General features: G+C 43.4%; 13 protein-coding genes. 4 read left to right on the top strand and 9 right to left on the bottom strand.

The window, feature by feature from the left end:
• Positions 1–61 precede the first annotated feature (61 nt).
• Together H8706_RS08340 and H8706_RS08335 are read left to right on the top strand one after the other, a co-directional pair.
• A complete protein-coding gene (locus tag H8706_RS08340; protein ID WP_262432239.1) occupies positions 62–1789 on the top strand; it encodes an ABC transporter ATP-binding protein in 1728 nt (575 codons plus the stop codon).
• Positions 1782–3521, top strand: a complete 1740-nt coding sequence (locus tag H8706_RS08335; protein WP_262432238.1) for an ABC transporter ATP-binding protein — start codon at positions 1782–1784, stop codon at positions 3519–3521. The genes H8706_RS08340 and H8706_RS08335 overlap by 8 nt, the downstream gene beginning before the upstream one ends.
• A 3-nt stretch (positions 3522–3524) precedes the next feature.
• Here the strand turns inward: H8706_RS08335 and H8706_RS08330 are convergent, their stop codons facing one another.
• Positions 3525–3977, bottom strand: a complete 453-nt coding sequence (locus H8706_RS08330) for a hypothetical protein (protein ID WP_262432237.1) — start codon at positions 3975–3977, stop codon at positions 3525–3527.
• 120 nt (positions 3978–4097) lie between these two features.
• Between H8706_RS08330 and H8706_RS08325 the strand changes: the two genes are divergently transcribed.
• Positions 4098–4280, top strand: coding sequence for a YlcI/YnfO family protein (locus tag H8706_RS08325; RefSeq protein ID WP_262432236.1), 183 nt, complete (start codon positions 4098–4100; stop codon positions 4278–4280).
• A 121-nt stretch (positions 4281–4401) separates the two neighbouring features.
• Here the strand turns inward: H8706_RS08325 and H8706_RS08320 are convergent, their stop codons facing one another.
• From H8706_RS08320 to H8706_RS08290, 7 genes are all read right to left on the bottom strand, one after another.
• Complete coding sequence (locus tag H8706_RS08320) at positions 4402–5769, bottom strand: glycoside hydrolase family 28 protein (RefSeq protein ID WP_262432235.1); 1368 nt, start codon at positions 5767–5769, stop codon at positions 4402–4404.
• 54 nt (positions 5770–5823) lie between these two features.
• Positions 5824–6942 carry a family 43 glycosylhydrolase gene (locus tag H8706_RS08315; protein ID WP_262432234.1) on the bottom strand — a complete coding sequence of 373 codons (1119 nt, stop codon included), beginning with the start codon at positions 6940–6942 and terminating at the stop codon, positions 5824–5826.
• Between the two features lie 57 nt (positions 6943–6999).
• Positions 7000–11208 carry a DUF6273 domain-containing protein gene (locus H8706_RS08310; protein WP_262432233.1) on the bottom strand — a complete coding sequence of 1403 codons (4209 nt, stop codon included), beginning with the start codon at positions 11206–11208 and terminating at the stop codon, positions 7000–7002.
• A 12-nt stretch (positions 11209–11220) separates the two neighbouring features.
• Positions 11221–13887: an S-layer homology domain-containing protein gene (locus tag H8706_RS08305; protein WP_262432232.1), complete on the bottom strand. Its 2667-nt coding sequence runs from the start codon at positions 13885–13887 to the stop codon at positions 11221–11223.
• 11 nt (positions 13888–13898) lie between these two features.
• On the bottom strand, positions 13899–15530 hold the full coding sequence (locus H8706_RS08300; protein WP_262432231.1) for an S-layer homology domain-containing protein: 1632 nt from the start codon (positions 15528–15530) through the stop codon (positions 13899–13901).
• 18 nt (positions 15531–15548) lie between these two features.
• A complete protein-coding gene (locus H8706_RS08295) occupies positions 15549–18614 on the bottom strand; it encodes a hypothetical protein (RefSeq protein WP_262432230.1) in 3066 nt (1021 codons plus the stop codon).
• A 130-nt stretch (positions 18615–18744) separates the two neighbouring features.
• Positions 18745–19560 (bottom strand): GDSL-type esterase/lipase family protein, encoded by an 816-nt coding sequence (locus H8706_RS08290; protein ID WP_262432229.1) that lies wholly within the window; start codon positions 19558–19560, stop codon positions 18745–18747.
• A gap of 25 nt (positions 19561–19585) precedes the next feature.
• Here H8706_RS08290 and H8706_RS08285 point away from each other — a divergent pair, with 25 nt between their 5' ends.
• On the top strand, positions 19586–19765 hold the full coding sequence (locus H8706_RS08285; protein WP_262432228.1) for a hypothetical protein: 180 nt from the start codon (positions 19586–19588) through the stop codon (positions 19763–19765).
• Positions 19766–19794: 29 nt separating this feature from the next.
• On the opposite strand, the gene H8706_RS08280 is transcribed toward H8706_RS08285, so the two are convergent.
• Positions 19795–22203, bottom strand: coding sequence for a hypothetical protein (locus H8706_RS08280; RefSeq protein ID WP_262432227.1), 2409 nt, complete (start codon positions 22201–22203; stop codon positions 19795–19797).
• Positions 22204–22219: the final 16 nt, after the last annotated feature.

Genomic DNA, 22219 nt, shown 5'->3' with positions numbered 1-22219 from the left:
AAATAATTCTCAAAAAGTGGTAAAATACTAAAATAAACATTTTTTCGGAAGGACTCATTTGATGAAATACTTATTACCGTTTTTTAAAAAATACAAAAAAGAAAGCATACTCGCACCGCTTTTTAAAATGCTTGAGGCGATGTTCGACCTTATCGTGCCTCTCGTGATTGCAAAAATCATAAATATCGGCATTGCAAACGGCGACAGAGCGTATATAATAAAAAGTTTTCTAATCCTCATTGCAATGGCGGTTATGGGACTTTTGTCCAGCTTTACGGCACAGTATTTCGCGGCGAAAGCGGCAATCGGCACGTCGGCGGGACTGCGCCATAAACTTGTAGAGCACATTCAAAGCCTTAATTTTGCAAAGCTTGACGAAATCGGCGCGTCCACGCTCATAACACGTATGACGGCAGACGTAAACCAGGTTCAGAACGGCGTAAATATGTTTTTGCGCCTGTTTCTGCGCAGTCCGTTTATCGTTTTCGGCGCAATGATAATGGCGTTTTCCATAAATTTTAAAATTTCGCTCATATTTGCTGCGGCAATTTTGGTGCTTTTTGTAATCGTTTTCGGCATAATGTTTATAACCAAACCGAAATACAAAATTCAGCAAAACCGTCTTGATACCGTGACCGAAACGGCGCGCGGAAACCTTGAAGGCGTGCGTGTTATACGCGCGTTCGGCAAAGAAAACGACGAAACGGACGAATTTAAAACGCAAAACTCGCTCCTTGCGCGTATGCAGATTACCGCAGGCAATATCGGCGCGCTGATGAACCCGTTAAGTTATGTCACGGTCAACACGGCTATAATTTTAATCTTATGGTTCGGCGCAAAATACGTAAATTCGGGAATACTCCTTTCGGGAAACGTAATCGCGCTTATAAACTACCTTTCGCAGATTTTGGTCGAGCTTGTAAAACTTGCAAATTTAATCGTTCTTTTGAGCAAAGCGGTGGTCAGCTGCGGAAGAATAGGCACCGTTTTGGACACCGAAAGCACAATGGACTACGGTGACGTTACAACTCCCGACGGCGGATACGCGGTGCGTTTTGAAAACGTTTCATTAAAATATCACGAGGGCGGAGAAAACTCGCTCACAAATATCAGTTTTGATGTTAAAAACGGCGAAACAATCGGAATTATCGGCGGTACGGGAAGCGGAAAAACCTCGCTTGTAAACCTTATCGCGCGGTTTTACGACGCGACCGACGGCAAAATCACCTTTATGGGACACGATATAAAAACGTGGGAAAAAGGCGCGCTCCGCTCAAAAATTGCGGTTGTAATGCAAAAAACACAGCTTTTTGCCGGCACGGTGCGGTCTAACCTTTTATACGGAAACAAAAACGCGTCGGACGCAGAATTGTGTACGGCGCTCAAATCCGCACAGGCAGAGGAATTTGTGCGTCAAAAAGACGGCGGACTGGACGCGGTAATCGAACAGGGCGGACGGAACTTGTCGGGCGGACAGAAACAGCGTCTTTCGGTTGCGCGCGCGCTGGTTAAAAATCCCGACATTCTCATTCTTGACGACAGCTCGTCCGCACTGGACTACGCAACCGACCTTGCAATGCGCACCGCGATTGCAAATCTCCAGAAAAAACCGACGCTTTTCATTGTAAGCCAGCGCACGGTTGCCATTGAGCACGCGGACAAAATTCTTGTTCTGGAAGACGGACACCTTGCAGGGTGCGGAACGCACAAAGAACTTCTCGAAAACTGCGGTGTTTACAAAGAAATTTACAAAAGCGCAGAGGGCAAGGAGGACGGCGAAAATGAATAAAAACGAAATAAAGAAAATTGCACCGTTTGTAAAACCGTATCTCGGATTTGTTTTTTTAAGCTTTATATGTGCCGGGGTAAGCTCCGCGGCGGCGCTTGCCGTCCCCATTTTCTGCGGAAAGGCGATAGACTTTATGTTGGGCGCGGGAAAGGTTGGCTTTTCGGGCGTTTTGAAATTTGCATATTTCATCGCAGCGACCGCAATAATCGCTGCCGCTGCGCAACAGCTTATGGCGGTGTGCAACAACAAAATCACGTTCGGAATATCACGCGATATGCGCCGTGCGCTGTTTGAAAAACTGCACAAACTCCCCCTCTCATACCTCGACACCCACCCGTCGGGCGACCTTTTAAGCCGAATGATTTCGGACGTTGACACCTTTTCGGACGGTATGCTGATGGGACTTTCACAACTTTTCACAGGCATAATCACCATAGTCGGCACGCTCGCGGTAATGCTTATATACAACGTTTCAATCACGCTTATCGTGGCGGCGCTCACGCCGCTCTCACTTTTTACGGCGCGGTTTATATCGAAAAAAATTCAGCGCTGGTTTACCGCACAGGCGAGCCTCCGCGGAAAGCAAACCGCAATGATAAACGAGGTGACGGACGGACTTAAAGTTATCTGTTCGTATTCGCACGAGGACGAAACGCTTGAAGAATTTGACGTTTTAAACGAAAAATTCAAAAAGGCAGGCTTTAGAGCAACGTTTTTCTCAAGCCTTACAAACCCGAGCACAAGGCTTATAAACAACATCATCTATGCGGTTGTGTCGCTTGCCGGCGCGCTTTTTGCGGTCGGAGGCGGAATTACAATCGGTCAGATAAGCGTATTTTTAAGCTATGCCGGACAGTACGCGAAACCGTTTAACGAAATCAGCGGAGTTATAACCGAACTGCAAAACGCGAAAGCGTCGCTTGTGAGAATATTTGAGCTTTTGGAGGAAACTGAGGAAACCGAGGACAGTCCGAGCGCACAGGTTTTGGAAAACACGGGAAATGTATGTTTTGACAATGTGTCGTTCAGCTACACGAGGGAAAAACCGCTTTTGCAAAACATTTCAATCGACGTAAAATCGGGACAGCGAATAGCGATTGTCGGTCCCACGGGATGCGGAAAAACAACGCTTATAAATCTTCTTATGCGTTTTTACGACGTGTGCGGAGGAAAAATCACGGCAGACGGCAAGGACATACGGAATTTGACGCGGAAATCACTGCGCAAAAGCTTTGGAATGGTGCTCCAGGATACGTGGCTTAAAAGCGGAACGGTGCGCGAAAATATAGCGTACGGCAAGCCGGACGCGACGGACGAAGAAATCCGCAAAGCGTCGGAGGGCGCATATGCACACTCGTTTATAAAAAGGCTCCCGAACGGCTATGACACGCGTATCGGCGAGGGCGGAACGGAGCTTTCGGCAGGGCAAAAACAGCTTATCTGCATAGCGCGCGTAATGCTTTGTCTGCCTCCTATGCTGATTTTGGACGAGGCGACAAGCTCGATAGACACGCGCACGGAAATAAAAATTCAGTCGGCGTTTGCAAAGATGATGCAAGGCAGAACGAGCTTTATAGTTGCGCACAGGCTTTCGACAATCCGCGAGGCAGACGTTATTTTGGTTATGCGCGGCGGAAATATTATTGAGCAAGGCACGCACAAAGAACTTTTAAGCAAAAACGGATTTTACGCAATGCTTTATAACAGCCGTGCAAAAAACGAAAATGAATAAAACTTATATAGAACCGAGATTTATAATCTCGGTTTTACTTTTTGTTGCGTATTTGTATGTGAGCGCCGCACCGCCGTAGGTGTGGTTTATGTAGCAAATCATATAATCACTTTTTTCTGCCATAAATTTATTACAGCTTATAATTTTGTATTTTGGTTTAACGTCGGGCGATGAGCCGATTATTATTTCGTCGTAATTTTTTTCGTAATACTCTCTGTATTCGGTAATTTCCCTTGTAAGATACGGCAAAACGAGAAAAATTTTTATATTGGGAAGCATTTGTTTTACTCTTTTTACCGCATTTCGCGCGAGCCTGTCAAACATTCCGTAATTGCCGACCATAAACTCGGTGACACCTTTTTCGATAGCCAAATACAAACACTCTTTATATAATTTTTCAAAAATTTCTTCTTCATCTTCAACTTGACTGTGACCTGCAAAACCGCAAATTGACATATTTATTCACTCCTTTGCAGATAATAATAACACACTTTTTTAAATTTTGCAACACAAATGTTGCACATTTGTGTTTTCCACTCAAAATGCAATTTGTATTACAATATTATTGCAGAGGTGATGATAGTGAGAAAATTTAAAATACCAAGTGTTCCTATGACTACAAATAAAAGTATACGTTTTCCCAATCCTGTAATTGAACAGGTAGAAAACGCAATCCGCGGTACAGACTGCACTTTCACCGCATTTGTTGTCGAGGCGGTAAAGCTTGCGCTTGAAAGTCTTGAAGAAGATAAAAAATAAGAAAACAGAAAGAGGGTTCAAAAAACGGAATCGTTTTTGCACCCTCTTTCTGAGTTTTGGAAAAATAATATTTCGTCGGATTTAACAATCGTTTTAAATATATCCTTTTAAATATATCCTTTTAAATATATCTTACATCAAATTCATCATCGGCTTTTTTAATATACTTGCTTTCGTCAAGTCCGTCGCATACAAAATTGTCAAGGTGAATTTTATCCAAATCGCCCCACGTTTTGATAAGCGTATCGCCTTTAAAATTGTGGACTTTCACGTTTTCAAGGCTGATGTCTTTGTATTTTCCGAGCATCATAAAGCTGTTTTCCTCAAAACCGTCACGCATTGTGTAGTCGATATTTTTAAGCTTTAACGTAAACGCACACTCGTCGTTGCCGTATGCGTTTATCCATTTCGCCATACCGTCCGCAGTGATGTTTTCAAAAGTTATATCATCTGGAGGAGTGCCTTTTTGCCACGTTTCAATTCCCGAAAGATTAATTCTCAAAAGTCTGTCAATATTTTTAACCTTGCAGTTTCTCACAATGATGTTGCCCTGTTTTTCACGCAGTTTTCTTGTTTCATCAACAAAATATATAAAGAATGCGTTTGTATTATACCTTGCGGTTTTTGAGGTATATGCACCGGCTGACTTTTCTTCATCGGTCATAGAACCGCGGAAAGGATATTCGCAGGGACCGCAAGCCGTGCAGTTTTCAATAAGGACATTTCGTCCGCCGAATCTGAAAACACTGCAAGCGCTGCCCAATTCACAATCGGTAATATGCACATCTATGTTGTCAAAACCGGCAACCGCGTCGTCACCCGTTTTGATTTTGCAGTTTTTCACTTCAACATTGTCGCAGCCGCGGTAATGCACACCGTCGTGACCGCCGAGAACGGTAAGATTTTCGGTAATTATATTTTTACTGTCAGATATGCAGTGCGCCCAGTTGCCCGTATGCCGAATGGTGTAACCGGAAAAACGAAGATTTTTGCAAAACTGCACGCTGATTCCGTGCGCTCCGCGATAATTTTCCTCGCCGCCGGGACAATAGCAGTTCTGACCGTCAATAACAGAGCCTTCCTCGCCTATGATTTCAACGTTTTCCGAGTTCATAATTCTGATTAAACCGACATTCCATTTCGACACACCCGAATAAAGCCACAAATTCGCATATTCAGGTGTTCTGTTCGACGGACTTTTCCACACAAGGGTATTGTCTATCTTAATCGGATCGTACTTATCGTTTTCGATATTGTAAAAATCTTCAAAATTTCTGCTTCCTTTTATCACCGCATTTTTCAAAAGGTGAAAAGTGATGTTGCTGCGAAGACGAATATCGCCTATAAGATATTCACCCTCGGGAACGGTTACCTCGCCGCCGCCTTTTTCAAAGCAATAGTCAATCGCTTTTTGAAATTTATCGGTTTGCAAGGCATCGTCATTCGGTTTTGCTCCAAAATCGGTTACGCTTACCGTTAATCTGCTCATAATACACTCCTTAAGTTTTATATTTTAAATATTTTATATTAATTCAAAGAAATATCACTCAAAATCCTCGATTTTCCACTCGTCGCGCCATTTTATAACGGGCTTATCGCCGTCAAATTCAATAGGCAAATACACATAATCGGCAATGGAAGTGTTTCGCACATCGGGTTTGTTGCAGCTTCTTATTTTTTCAATTTCCTCATCGGACATAAGCTGAGCTCTCTCAGGGTCATTTCTGCTTCTTAAAACGTCGTAAAAATTATTCGGAAAATCATCGGGCATATTCACAAGCCAGCGGTCCGCAACCGCTATATACAAATCTTTTTTGAACGGATGCTTGAATACCGATGAAATCTGACTTCTGAAAGACGTGTTTTCGGTATCGTTTATATGCACCGTGCCGATATTTTTCCAGTCGCCGTCATATGTATCGCACACCGCACACTCGGTGGGATTGGGAATATATCCCGTTGTTGCGCTGGTGAAAAGGTATTTTTTGCCGTTTCGTTCAAAAAACGACGGCGCCTCTCTGCCGTATGAGCCTCCACGCGTTTCAAGATGCTCGGTATACGTGCCGCAAACATCTGTATAATCGTCATTGAGCGGCGCGCAAACGATATGGGTATGTTGTTTGGAATAATCGTCGCAGTTTGTTTTGTAATCGTGAACTTTGTCAAAATAAATATACGCACGCTTTGTTTTTTCGTCAATCGTAAGGTCAAAATCGCCCGAGCTTAAGCCCAAAATCGTCTTTGCCGAAATCATTTTAAATTTGTCTGTGATGTTATCGGCAACCGCTACAACCATAATCTGATCGCACATTTTTTCTTTTTTCATAATCTTAATCCACATAATATATTTGCCTGTTTTCTCGTTGAAAATTATATGCGGACGGTCAAGGTACTGCGAAAAATGCACAGGGCTTTTTTCATCGTGCGACGGCTCAAAAATATTTCCCTCATCTGTCCAGTTATACAAATCGTCGGACGAATAAAGCCTTACCCCCCAGTGCCACACTTCGCTTCCGGGCAGTGTTTTTTCTTTGTTTTCGCCGTAGAGATAATATTTGCCGTTTGTATACATTATCGAACCGCCGTGCGCCTGAATACGTTTTCCCTCGGTATCGAGCCACACTTTGCCGGGATAAAATCTGTCGTATCGTTTTGTGTTCATAAAAATCTCCCTTTCTTAACAAGAGCTGCCGAGCGGCAGCCCCTGTTAAATTAAATATCAGTTACCCTGTCTTAATGTTTCGACTTTTTGATAAAAAGCAATTTTGTCTGTGCTCTCGGTTGCCGCGCCGTCACCTGAAACAAGCGTGAACGCTTTAAACCTGGACGGGTCTTTTCTGTCGCAGATACCGCTTGTGTACTGGCTGTATCCCTCACGAAGAAGAATATCCGCGTCATTTGCCGCAATGTTAAAGCCGAATTTCGTGCCGTTTGCAAGGTTAACCTTTTTCATATAACCGCCCGGCACTTTCATAAGGTATCGTGTGAGTTTGAGCTTGTCGTTTCTTATAACGCTTACAAGTTGTTCGTCCTCGATACTTCCTGTTTTAGCGTCGGATGCCTGATAGAGATACGTTTCCAATCCCTTGGGCGTAAGACCGAAGCCGAACTCGTAGTCATCATCCTGATAGCCCGACGTTTTGCCCTCCGCAAGACCGTTCATAAGCGTATCAATCGCAACCTGAACCGAGTCGCCCTGCCACAGGTCATAGCCTGTGAAGGTGTTGTTCTGCACCGCGTCATAAACGTCAGTCATAACATAGATGTTGTCTTTGTTCCACTTCATAAGAACTTTAAGCGAACGGTTAAGACCGCTCCACGAATTTATATCGCTCGGATTTTCGGGCGCTTCGATATAGATGGGATATGCGTCCTCCCAGCCTGTGATGTCGCCGTCAAATTTCGCAGGATTGTAATTATTTTCGTCATACGTCATAATTCTGAAATCAAGCAGTTTTTCCTGACTTGCAAGTTCACTGCCGTCCGAATCCAAAACGTCAATCTTAAAGCAATACTCGTTGAACGGAACTTTCTTGTAAGAGTTAATCTTAAACTCAATGTTCTGTGTTTCTCCACTCGGAACGTTTATTTCTTTCTCGGTTTCCATATCCCAGCCGTCGGGTGCGGTGAGTTTTAATTTGCCCTCAACAGACAAATCAAACGTGTTTTTAACCTCAACCGTTATCGCGCCGAGATTTGAAAGTGTAGTTTCCGCCGCTTTAAGGTCAATATCAACAAGCGATTTTAATATAACTTCAATCTCCTGTTCCTTTACAGCCTTGCCGTCCTCTTTATAAAGAATTTTATAATAGAACGTTCCCGTATCGTGGTTTTTCGGTGCGGTTCCGCTCACTTCTACGTCGGTATATCCGCCCGATTTTGCTTTGACGCTCACTTCCTCGCCTATCGGATTGCCGTTTTCGTCAACGAGCACCGCGGTGCCGTCAAAGTCTTTGTTTCTTAAATTTTCAAATTCCGCTTTAATCGTGTAGGTTTTGCCCTTATACATAGTCTGTCTTGTCTGCTCGGAATATGTAAATATTGCTCTTGACGGATTGGGTGTTTCATATTTTTGCATAACGTCCGCCAAATTGCAAACCTTGTCGGAGAGATAAGAATAATATCCCATTCTTTCTTTATCGCCGTTAAAGCTTCCCATTTTTTTGATTTCGTTTATGCGGTTTGTATAGCGTCTTGCATAACGGAGCATTGCGTCGGTAAAGAAAAGCGACGCTTCGGGTTCGTCACCCTTTTTGTCTGATGCCGATTTTGCCGAATTTTGATAATGCGTAATTCCGAGCGATGTGCCGAGGCGCATATTTTCAAGCGACGCCGCCATCGACTCGCCCTTTTTAAACATTATATACGCTGTAAGCGCCGCATTTTTGTCTGTGCATTTGTCGCTCTGCATAGCACTGTCGGTAAACGACTGCGCCAAATCAAAATATTTGTCGAGATATTTTTTGGTGTCGGAATAGCTTCCTTTGGACTGTGCCGCCTCGTTTGCCAAATCGGCAAGAGGTGCAAAGTCGAATTTATCGCCGAGTTTTTCGGTAAGCTCGGTGTAAATTCCCGAAATATCGTGTGCAATGGCTTTCATATAAACACTGTCGGACAAATTGAAAATATAAACGGGTGTTTTGCCTATTGTGATTGTTTTGCCCTCAAGCTTGTTGCCGAAAAGGTCTGTTGCATACTGATTGTCTTTTAAAGTATACTCTTTTTCTTTGCCCTCCTCGGTAACCCAGCATATTGCAAACGGATTTTTAACTCCGCCTTTTTTGTAAAGGAACGACCTAACACCCTCAGTGATTTCAAATTCACCTGCATAAAGCGCGTCGTTTGCGTTGTTGTTGTAGAACGAAAGCGACGCAACCGACGGTTTCGGACGGTCGTTGTATTCAAAAAGACCGAATCCGTGTTCAACATAAGTTTTCTGAAGTCCCTGGTCACGCGCCGAGAAAATATCGGTCATTGCAAAGCCCATTTCGTCATTTAAAACGAGCATTTTAACCATATAAACCATCTGCTGTTCAAGAGATGTCGTGTTATACGACTCCCACGTCGGCCAGCCTACTTCGGTTACCGCAATGTCAAACCAACCGCCGAATTCTTCAATCTTTTTAAGATAGTCCGGAACCCTGACTATAAGTCGCTGATCGGGGTCGAACGGATATGTATACGGGTGAATTGAAATCTCATCGCCGTACATAAGCGCGCCGTTTCGCAGCATTATGTCATAGTTTTCATCCATCTTGTCAGGCGTCATAGAGCCTATCATTACGATGTTGTCGGGGTATTCCTTTTTTATCTTATACGACGCGGCATTCGCCATCTGCGTATATTCCAAAAAGTTAACCTCAGGATACCAGTAGTTGTTAAGACTCGGCTCGTTCCACAGCTCAAATTCCGACACTTCGCCTTTCGGATTCATAACGCTGTCATAAAGCTTTTTGGCTCCGATTGCGTAATCCGCGTAGCCCTCGATACCGTCGCGCGTGTTCGGCGCCGCCATTTTCTGGTCGGTATTGCGGTTTGTAACAACCCTGTTGCCGAATCCGACTTTAAACGGTGCAACAGAAAGTCCGTTATCCCCTACCGCTTTTGTATAGTTGTATCTCGCGTCGTCAAACTTATACACGCCGCGCTCTTTTTCAATCCAAGTCCACTCGGGCGAATATCTCACCTTTGTAAAACCTGCCTCGGCAACTCTCGGAACAAATTCAACAAACGAATCGGCAGTGACGCGTTTTGTACTGCCGGGTTCTTCTTTGTGCCACGACGGCATACCAAGACCGATGCGCGAATAGATGTCGAGAGGTGTTCTTTCGTAATAGTCGATAAGACACACTCTCGCACTGTCATATCCTATGATTTCACCGCCGCGCATAACCTTGACATCAAGATTATAAACGCCTTTTTTCTCATCTTTTAAAGAAATCTTTTCACTGTACGCCTTATTCGGCGAAACAGTCACTTCGATTTTTCTTTCGTCGTCGCCGCACTTATAAACGATTGTGTAATCGCGCGCCTTACTGTCGGTGTGCGAAATATCAACCTCAAAATACGAATATTTGTGATCCTGCATATAATAAGGCTCGTTGGGGATTGTAATATCCGCATATTCGTCCGCGCCTTTTACGCTCTCATAGCCAAGACGTCTTAATTTTTCCGCACTGTATCCGGCTTTTTCCATTTCGGACGCGTTAAGGTTTTTGATAACCGCACTCTTTACGTTTTCACCGATTTTTACAGTGTTAATTCTCACATTTTCAAAAAATTCTTTCGTCAGCACAAAAATCGGACGTACGCCTGCAGTCGCAGATGCATCTGTCGATACAAACTTGCCCCAATTTGTGTAAACACCGCCGCCTGCTATAACATTGCCCTTTTTGTTGCCGTCGCCTGTTCTAAGCCACCAGTCAACCTCGTTGTCGTGGTCTACGGTGCCGAATTTTTTGTAATAATTATTGTATTCCTCAAAGCTTAAAAGCGAAATTCTGCAATTTGCCGTATAAGTACCGGGGCATAATCCGCCTGCATTTCCGCCCTCGGTTTTCCAGTTTCTTTCCGCAATGTATGCGCGCATACTCTCGGGTATATTCTCATTAAAAAACTCATTGTTAAGATAATGCGCAATGTTGTTTTCGTCGGTCGGGTCAAACTTTTGCGTACTGTCCGCGTCAAACGGGCGCGCCTGATACACCTTGTTTGTCATAACCAGAAATCCGTCGGACAAAGTGTCGAGAAGAACAAATTCCGTGTTCAAATCGTCCTCAAGCGTAAAAATATTTTCGTAAACCGGATATGTCCAAAAATCCGTAAACTTTGTCGTCGGCACGCTCACCGCACCGACAGACAAAGGAAAGCAGGCAAAAGATGTTATCAAAACCGCAATCGCGGTAAAAAGAGATATAAGCTTTTTCATATTTGCCTCCTTTTATTTGTAAACAACCGCAAGACGCGGATAACCCGTTCTTGTGTAGATAAATATTTTTGACGCCTCGCCGAAGGTGAGGTAATCTTTTATCGCGTTTGTATCCGCTCTGTATACCATATCGTTTTTGTCGTGAACGGTTCTGTCAACCGCATAAACCGTTGCACTTGTAAGGTCGGTATAGCCGATTTCCGAAAAATCGGAATATTTATAGTCGCTGATGTTTTTGCCTTTTGCTATTTCTTTTTCAAGGCCGTCGTCGTCAACCAGCAAAATAAGCGTGTTGTTTCTGAAAAGAACGTTGCCGTATTTGTAGTTTGAACCTGCCGCATACGTCAAAGTCGAATGTTTTTTAACAAACTCACTATCGGGGTTAAAGGACAAATCCTTTGCGTAAAGCACGATTTCGCCCTTATCTATAACACTGTTTACAATGTGAATAAGAACAATGTCGCCTACTTTTGCGTCCGCAAGAATTGTTTCGTCCTTTGTTTCGTATTTTCTCAAACCGCCGACATAGCTTGCGGTTTCAAGCACGTTTACGGTATCACCCTTTGCGTTTACCGTTTTTGTGATTGCTTTTATAACGTGCGCTTCGTTTCCGGTGATTTTCAAATCGTTGTCCTCTTTAAAGAGAATAGCTTTTGCATAGTGCGAACCGTCGCCGACCGTGTAGCCCGTTACTCTGTAGGTAACATTGCTCCAGAATTCGTTCATTGTCGTAATTCTGTATACTTCAGCGTCGTCCGCTCTTTCAGCCTCTTTGGGACCTATAAATATAACCGCATTCGGGTCTGCATACCATATTCCGCCAAAGGTTTTGTTTGCACTGTAATAGCACAAATCCGCCTCTGCGCCGAAAGTATGAAGCTTGCTGCCGACAGCGTCGGGAGTTTCGATTTTCTTTACAAGGCCTTTTTCATCAAGCTCGATAAGAGCAAGACCACTTTTTGCCGCCGTGATAACCGCCGGAACGGTGTCGTTTTCGATAATGTTTTTAACTCTTGTGCCGTTGAGCATTACGCTTTTGAGCGACTCCAAGGTTTTAACATCGCCGTTTTTGTCCATAACCTTGATGTTGAGTGCGTTTGCCGCACGGTCTTTGTCAATATACGCGTCGATTACGCACACGAGATTGTCAATTTCGTTGCCCGACACAAAATCTGTGATTTCGCCGAACGCGTTAAGATACGCAATTCCGACTGCGTTAAGTTTAACGCTTGATGTATCAAACGACGCATCTGCGGCAAGTGCTGTTTCAGAGCCTTTGATACCGTAGTATTTTTTGCTCCTTACTTCGCTTACCGACTCAATTTTGCCCTCTATCTTCTTTTTGGAAACGTAGATTGTCAAAATCTTTCCGTCCTCGCTCTCGGCATAACTCAAAACGTCGCCCGCCGCAAGCTTTGAAAAGTCGGTTTCTTTGCCTGTTTCATCATATATGCGTATGATTTTCTCTTTTTCGTACGGCATAAAGTTTATAACATTGCCGTTATATTTATCAGCCGCCGATTTATCCACAGTATTCACCGCGCCGATAATCATATTTTTGTATTCGCTGAGGAAAACAACGTCATATATTCCGTCGCTGTTGTTGTCGGTAAGCTTGATAAATCCGTAGCTTATGTTAAAGATGTTCTCGCCGTATGTGTTTATCGCTCTGCCGTTGTAAATTATACTTGCGTTTACGGGGATTTTCACCTTTTTGGTGTCGTCGTTCGCAGTATAGTACTCAATTTTTCTGTCCGACGAAAGCACACCGTCCGCAATGTCGTTTGCGTCAATCAAAAGTTCGTCGTTATACTGCTTTGTCATATGGAGCACTCTGTCGCAGTTTCCGTTTTCCTCGGTGTAATAGAATTTCACATTGTAACCCAAATACAAATCAAAATTTTCATCGCATTTGTATCTTACGTCGTCAATGCTTACAAAGCCTTGGTCTATAGTATCAAAACTCTGCAATGCGGTGATACTGTTTGCGGTTACAACACCCTCCGAAATAAGAATTTTCTTTGCGGTGTAAATCCAATCCTCGTCGCGGTCGATTTCGTATTCGGTGTTATTGTTTACAAGCTTAACCTTCATAACATTGCACTCGAAGGCGTCAACGATAAGCTTTGCCGCGCCCGACGGTGTGAGCTTATCGGAAAGCGGTTCTATACTGTCGCTTTTCAAACCTGCTTTTATACACGACATAACATAGCCTGTGGGATAACCGCCGTTTGCTTTTGCGTCCGCGTCGTATCCGAGCGCCGAACCCAAAATTTTGTATGCCTCTTCATATGTTATCGGACGGTCGGGATAAAAACTCCCCTCGCCGTCGCCCGAAACGATACCGAAGCTCTTTGCGGTATAGAGAATTTTGCCAAGCTCGCTGTCTGCACTGACGTCGGCAAAAACACTCATAACGCTGTCGGTTGAATAAACTCCGTTTGAAACAATGTTCGTTATAAGGCGCGTAAACTCTCCGCGCGTAACGTTTTCGGATGCCGAGAATGTGTCGGTATCCCAATCGAGAATACCGAGCGCCGAAATTGTTTCAATGTTTTCGTCATATGTACTTTGCGGATTTTCCGCCTGCACAACTTTGTTTTCATAAGCCGAAACAGGGCAGGCAAAAAGCATAATGCAAAGTGCAAACGCAATTATTTTATAAAATTGTTTTTTCATATTTTCCTCCCCTATTTAATCAAACTGTAAATCACTGATGATGCCTCTGCTCTTGTGGCATTGTTTTTCGGCTTGAATGTGTTGTCCTCAAAGCCCTTTACAGCACCGCTCTCACAAAGCGACACAACATAGCCCGATGCGTAGTCCGAAACGTCGGACGCGTCTGCGAACGAAAGGGCGCCTTCTTTAACCGCAAGCTTTGCCGCTTTTGCGCAAAGCGTTGCCATATCTTCGCGCGTGATTTTAATTCCCACACCGAAGGTGTCCGCGTCAATGCCGTTTGTTATGCCGTTTTTGTAAAGCGACGCAACATATCTGTACGACCAGTGGTCTTTTGTATCGGCGAACGCACACTCCGCGTTTTCGTCGTAAAGACCGAACGCCAAAACAATCATTTTTGCAAATTCTTCACGCGTAATGTTGTTTTCGGGGTTAAAGTTTCCGTTTTGGTCGCCCGATACAACGCCTTTTGCCTTGAGCGCCTCAACCGTTTCATATGCCCAGTGCGCGCTTGTCATATCGTTAAAGCTTCCCTTTTGCTCGTTCTGACCGTTTGTTTCACCGGGAGAATAAAATCCGCCCGATGACGAACTTCCGCCGCTTCCTTTGCCGGACGACGAACCGCCGCCCTGACCTCCGCCTGACTGTGCGTTTTTCGCGCTTACTATATCGCTCTCAAGCGTTGACATAAGCGTGTAACTTCTTTTAAGTCCCGAAATATAAGACGCCGTTTTTGCCTTGTCGGTCGAATTGTAAACGTCGAGCGAGAACGGAATTGCCGTCTTGTAGTTTTCTATGTGCGTTGTAATTTCGCCGGGGCTTACAATGTTTGATATTGCCGCCAAAAGAAGATTTTCGTTAAAATATTTCTTTACCGCTTTAAGGTCGGTCAAATCTTTTCCGACAAAGTTTTTAACCGCCATTGCCTTAACCGCGGTCTGATTTTTAACGCCTTTGTCACTGCCCGAATAAATGGGATAGCAAACCTCGCCCGTTAAATCAAAGTATGTAAAATACTTTTCAAATACCGCCGTAACCGTGCTTTCATCCGCATTGTCAAGCATTTCTATGCCGGCGGTAAGGTTTAACAAATCCAAAAATTCGCCGTATTTGTCATAAGAATAACTTTTGTTAAGCATTCTTTCAGCCGCCGCCTGTTTTGATGACGCGCTTAAATTAAAGTAATCGCAGTTGTTTTTGTTCAATCCGAAATATTTCAAGTTAGCATCAAGCAAGCCTGCCATAACGGATTTATCCGTCTGATTTGACAAAACGTTCTTTAAAATGTTGTCTTTTTCGCTTGCCGAGCTTATGAAAATCGGGTTTTCCTTACTGTTCGCGCCGTCGCCCGTATAAGGCATAACGCTTACATAATACTCGTCCGACTCAACGCCGTCAAGCATAAACGAAAAGTCAAAAGCATTTCCTTTTGCATAATCAAACGTTGTGTAAACCACAGTATCGTCTGAAAGCTTTTTAACCTGAACCGAATATGCCGTGCTTTCGCTCAGCTTGTCAAAACTGCCGTTTATATTGATAAGCTCGGTTTCGGGGTTGTACGAAACATTCACACTGTCGGCATAAACAGTACCGCAAAGTACGGCAGCGCAAAGTGCCGATGATAAAATTCTGTTTATTTTCATTGTTATATGCACCTCCTGTTACCGTCTGAAAAATTCAATGGTGAAAAGCGGTCTGTCATCCTCCGAGAAAGCAAACATCTTAATGTAGTTGTTTGCCGACGCTTTAATTCCGCCGAGCGTTACGGGATAAATGCTGTTTCCGATGGAAAGAGCAGTATCTGTCGGATTGTTTATCGCAACGCATTTGTTTGTCTCTTTGTCATAAACACCCACATAAAAACGCACATTAACCGCCGATTTTGCATTTACCGCAAACGACGCATTTATGCTTGTCACCGTGTCGATATTTGTTATTCCGCCGATGTCCGCGCCCGTAAAGCTTATATCCGCACTCGGCGAAACTTTAAACGCGCCCTCTGCCGAAATTGTTTTTGCCATATTCCCGTCGGTGTCGTGCGGTGTAATTTCAACCTTTATGGTTTTGCCGATTTCATTATCGGTCAAAACATATGTTTCGCCTGTTGCGCCGTCGATTTTTTCAAAACCGTCACCGTTTGAAATATACCACTGATATTGCGTTGCGCCCTCTTTGCCGTCTGCGCCCGTATGCAAAAAATCATAGTCTGCATAAACTACATCTCCCGACGCCAAATGCCCCTTTATAACCGCATTTTTGCCTGTGGGATAGTTTTCGGAAATGCCCATTTTTGTAAGCTCATCTTTTGTATAACCCATTTTGAGCATATCCTCATACGGCATAATTTCTTTCAAAACGTCCGCAACCGCACTGTTTGCGCCTGCCTCTATTTTAACATTTTTAAAGAAGCTTTTATCAAGATAGAATACGGGTCGTTCGAGCGTCTGCCAAATGTAAACAACGCCCTGCGCCTGGAATGATTTGCCTGATGATACAAGCCAAGTTGCCGGTACGGTGTATGTGCTGCTTGTATGTTTTGCGGTTGCAACCGTCGGATGGGGAGTTCTCGTCTGGAAGTTTGTAACACTCCATTTTCTCGACGCGCCTACTGTGCCTATTCTTTCAACATTCTGCAAATATTCAGTAACCGAAATAAGCGCTAATTTGCTCTTTGACGCATAAGCAACCTCGCCGCTCTCCAAAATTCCGGCTTCGGTGTACCAAGTATGGTCTTTTATATAGCCGCCCTCGTGCATAACGGGGAACTGCGCTTTCATATATTCGTCGCGGTTCAAGTAATACGCAATCGATTTTTTGTTTGACGCATCAAACGTTCTTGTCGGCATTTCGTAGTTTTTCGCGATAATAGCCGCGTCTGTGCCGCTGTATGTGCCAGGGTAGTATTTTTTAAGCTCGTTTACCGCCGAACCTTCTTCGGTTGTATCAACTCCGCCGTCATCAAGCATAACAAAATATCCGTCGTCTTCCTTTGCGTTTACGCTTTTAAGAAGTATGTAAGATTTTTTGTCGGCTTTGCCGTCCGCAGTGGTTACACCCTCCGCAATTTTAAATGTATATTTCGACGGTGATGCGGTGTCGATGATTGTTATATCTTTCGGTGTTGAATAAACGTTTGTAAGTTTTGTTTCGAGTTTCGATTCATCAACCGCCGTGATAACTCTCAAAACGTCTTCGCTTCTTACTTCGTCGCCGAAAATTTCATAAACGTTTGCCGGAATAACCGCCGCGGTGATGTATTTGTCGCCGTATTCGTCGCCGATTGTGTATTCAAAGCCGTTTTCGCCGTCAATTACGGTAAATTCACCGTCTTTTTCGTCCGACCAATACCATATAACGCGCGATTTTGTCATATCGGGCGCACCGCTTACGGTGTCAAAGCTAACCGTAAGCTTTCCGCCGGTGAAAGCTTCACCGCTTATTTTAACGTTTTCGATAACCGGCGGCAAAGTTTCAATATACACCGCGTCCGATGTATACGTTTCGCCCTGTCCGTCTATATTTCCAAGCGTAACGTTAACACGCACATATTTCTTGTTCAAATTTGCGGTAACGGTAAAATATTTTTTATCCGCACCGTCAATGGCAGTAAAACCGCCGTCCTGTGTGTCGGAATATTCCCACGAAAATTTTGTATATTCCGACTGTTCAAAACCGTCTGCAAGCTCATATTCAGCCGAAAGAGTGCAGCCGACCTGCGTTTCGCCGTCAACAGTGAGGGTTGCAATCTCGGTAGAACCTTTCAAAATTCCGAGTTTTACCAAAAGAGCGTCACTGTACCCTGCATTTTTGAGAGTATCAACGTCAAAACCCTTAATTATTTCGGTAACAAGCGCGTCGTCTGTGAAGTAACTTTCGTCAATCTTCACATTTTTGAAAAAATCTTCGTTCAAATAGAAGCACGGACGTTCTACATTCTGCCAATAAAACACCGCAGATTCGTTCTGCATAGTTAAAGTGCCTTTATTGTTTTTTGCAAGCCAAACAGCCTTGGTTGTATATTTACTCGATGTATGTTTAGAGTCTATCCAACCGGGATGTGCGGTTCTGAGCATAAAGTGAACGGGACTAAATGTCGACGATTGACCTTTCGCGACACTGTTTACACCGATTCTGTCAACGTTAGCTTTATATTCCGTTACCGAAGGCAAAGCGATTTTTGCGTCGGTTTTATAAGGATTTACCTCGTTTTTAGTAGTACCTTCCGTGTACCAAGTATGGTCATTGATGTAATCTTTCATTACAGGAAATTGAGTGTCGATATAATCCGAAGTATTCAAATAATATGCAACGGATTTTTCGTTATCTTTGTCAAAAACAACGGTAGGTGCTTGTGTAGTTCCGTCGGCAGAAGTGCCGGGATAAACTTTTCTTAATTTTGCGATAGCGCTATCGGCAGAATCAGCCTTTAAACCGCCGTCTTGAACCATTACAAAATATCCGTCACTTTCATCTGCGTTGACATTTTTAAGTAAAATGTATGTCTTTTCGTCGCCGCTCGCAGGTTTAAACAAATACTTTGTAGGTGTGTCGGCAATCATTGTGTTAACACCATCAACTCTAAAGTCGGCAGTTGAAGCCACATTTTTGACCGGTGTCGTTAAACCGTTAATTTCCTCGTCGGTCAAATCAACCGCCGTTGCAAAAGCCGGAGGAATAACCGAAACGAAAATCATGATGCATAATAATAATGATAATATTTTTTTCATATAATTTCGCCTTTCGTCTGCAAAATTTTATTCGGCACGTATACGGCAGATAAAGCCTTACCTGCCGTATATGCCGTTGTGTTTTGCCGTCAAGCCTTATTATAATACAAAATAAAGCTTTTTTCAAATTTTAATTTAATGAACTTTTAATTTCGTTGTAAACCAAGTCGCGTAAATCCGCGTAACCTTTTTCACTCGGGTGAACCTTATCACCGCTTATTTCAACGTTCCACGAAGTTGTATCAATATAATGTACGTTGGCATTTGATTTAAGTCCGTTCACCGCGTTAACAATCGCCGCTCTCAAATCGTCGTACAACGGCGAGTATTCGGCAACATTGTTAAACGGTCTTATGATGTAAATCTGCGCGTTCGGGTAAACAGTGCTTAACTTTGTCACAAATTCAATATACGTTTTTGTGAAATTCTCACCGTTAACTCCCGCAACGTTATCTCTTATGTATGTACTGTCGTTTGTGCCGATGCCTATAACAATCGCGTCGGGTGCGTTGTCGGAGGAAACGTCAAACGCAGGGTTGTCGTAATGCAAATCTCCGTTTTCGTCGAGGTAGTATGCCTCTTTGGGACGTTTCACGCTGAAGTATGCGCTTTCCATACCAACGCAGTCCTCGCGTTTAAGCTTTGGAGTATCATCGGAGGTCGGACGCCATATAGTACCCGTTGAACCGAAATACCAGCCTGCGCCGTCCTGAAGTGCGATACCCGAGTACGCTATAACCGAGTAATCAAGGTTATATTCTTTCGGAATTGTAAATGTGTAACTGCTTGAAGCCTCCGAAATTGAATCGCCTATAAACTGAACGTATTTTTTATCTTTTTCGCTTTTTGTAAAACTGCCGCCTTTCGACGTTTCAACATATTTCAAACCGCTTTTGCCGCCGGGTCTTGTAACCTTAATAACCGCAGTGTGTTCTGTATCTTCCAAACCGCTTGCAAAGGTTACTCTATTGTTGTTTGCCGAAAAAGACGTTTCCGCTCCATCTATTGTGCATTTGCCCGAAACACTGCCGTCAAACACGGCGGCAAGGCTTGTGCCCGTAAAGTTAAATTTAACATACGGGTCGTGCCAGTTTGCCAGCGCGCTTGTCGTTTCGTCGTCGTTTTTAACAAATTGCCATCTTCCGAAATAAGTTAATCTGTTGTCACTCGACCGGGCAATTCAGGTTTCGGGAGCAAGTGCGGCGTAGTTAACAGTTTTGCAGGGTGCAAACGGTGTTAATGTCGCAACGTTCCAAGCAAAAGCTTTGAGCGTGTCGGGAGTTGATGTTCCAACGTCCAAAGTTACATTTACATCTTTGCTTGCATCCGACGCAAGTGTAATTTCTTCGCCGATATTCGAGCAAACCATAGCGTCTGACGCGTATACCGCAGCAACGGGTTTGAATGTGATGCTGCCGTCCGACAAGTTCACGCAAGTGAATTTTACATTGTTGCCGTCCTTGCTGAAATCAATCATTGCAATTTTGCCGAGGTTGGCAACCTTATCGGGGAACAACTCTTTGATTTCGGTAAGCGAGTAGCCTATTTTGCGAAGATCGTCGACTGTTTTGTCTGCAAGTTTTTCTCTTAAAATCGTAACCACTTCTGTGTTTGCAAGTGTGAAATCAACCTTTACATTTGCAAAGAAGTCGGGATTGAGGTAGAAACCAACCGTTTTATAATGCCATCCGCCGTAATTAGCAAGTTTTCCGGAAGTCGGATTCAAACAAGTAATCTTTTGTTCAGTATTTGAAATCATCAAAACACGCGGATTTCCCAATCTTGGGCAGTTCCAATCGTATTGAGGTGTTCTAAGCAATGCGTTTCTTCCAAAATCACTGTATCCTATTCTCTCGGCATTTGCAACATACTCTGTATAACTCAAAAGAGCCAACTTGCTTTCCGTTGCATATGCTTCTTGAGATTGATAACCTGTATTCGAGCTGCCAAATGCTTCATTCCACCAACGGTGCGTAATTACGTAATCTGCCATTTTAGCAGGCACAACTTTATCAAAATATTGTTTTGTATTAAGTTTGTATGCAATGCTTTTTTCATCTTTCGGATCATAAATAAATCCTATTTCTTCATTATAATTTGTGTACCAATTAATAGATTCATCACGAAAACTTGAGGCAAGTGTAACAAACTGACCGTCATTTTCGCCGGCATTAACACTTTTTAAAAGGATATATTCCTTTCCGTCTACAACAAAGTCATATTTTCCATCAGTTGTAGCAACCGCATTTGTAACAGCTGTGGAGTTCCAGTTAGAAGTACCTGTTGTTAACGGTGCTTTTTCAAACGTCGGTTTTGTTTCAAGTGTGATTTCGTTTGCGTAAGCTGACTGCGAAAGTGTTGTACCGCTATAAACGTTAACCAAGCAGGTGATTTTCGCATAATCAAGGTCTGCAAATTTTATTGTGTATGTCTTAGAAGTTTTATCATCAGTAAGCAATACTTTTGTGCCGTCTGCTTTAACGCCGCACCACTCATATTCTGTCTTATCCGCAGTACCCTCCGTTACAACGTTTGCGGTGATTGTTTCGCCGCATTTGCCGCTGCCGCTGATTGCTGCCGATGTAATTTTAACATTACCTACCGCTATTCCTAATTCAGCAAGGCCACTTTCTGTGTAGCCGGCATTCTTTAATGTGGCAATGCCGCCCTCTTCCGCTGCAATCTCTTTTATGATTTTTGCCGCTTCACTGTCCGCCGTTGTTAAAAGCGACATATCAAGCTTAACGTTTCTAAAGAAGTCTTTGCTGAGATAGAAGCAAGGACGTTCTACAGTCTGCCAATAAAATACCGCAACGCCGTTTTGCATTTGCAGAGTACCGTCAGTATTGTTTTTTGCAAGCCAAACTGCCTTGGTTGTATATTTACTCGATGTATGTTTAGAGTCTATCCAACCGGGATGTGCGGTTCTGAGCATAAAGTGAACAGGACTAAATGCTGACGATTGACCTTTCGCGACACTGTTTACACCAATTCTGTCAACGTTAGCTTTATATTCTGTTACCGAAGGCAAAGCGATTTTAGCATTGGTTTTATAAGGCTTTATCTCATTCCCACGAGTACCCTCTGTGTACCAAGTATGGTCATTGATGTAATCTTTCATTACAGGAAATTGAGCGTCAATATAATCCGAAGTATTCAAATAATATGCAATGGATTTTTTGTCATCTTTGTCAAAAACAACGGTAGGTGCTTGTGTAGTTCCGTCGGAAGAAGTGCCGGGATAAACTTTTTTTAATTTTGCGATAGCGCTATCGGCAGTATCAGCCCTTAAACCGCCGTCTTGAACCATTACAAAATATCCGTCATTTTCACCGGCATTTACATTTTTAAGCAAAATATAAGATTTTGTGTCGCTGCTTGCAGGTTTAAATATATATTTTGCGGGTGTGTCGGCAATCATTGTATTAACACCATTAACCATAAAGCCTTCAGTTGAAGGTACATTGCTGACCGGCGTCGTTAAACCGTTCATTTCTTCTTCTGTCAAATCTGTTGTCGCGGCAAAAGCCGGTGCCGCAACGGATAATGCCATCAAGATGCACAAAAATAATGAGATTAGTTTTTTCATAATTTTATTCACCTTT

It is taken from the genome of Qingrenia yutianensis (assembly GCF_014385105.1).
In the GTDB taxonomy this organism is placed as follows: Bacteria; Bacillota; Clostridia; order UMGS1810; family UMGS1810; genus Qingrenia; species Qingrenia yutianensis.
The sequence above is the reverse complement of the archived record's forward strand: the minus strand, read 5'-3'. Positions and strand labels throughout refer to the sequence as shown.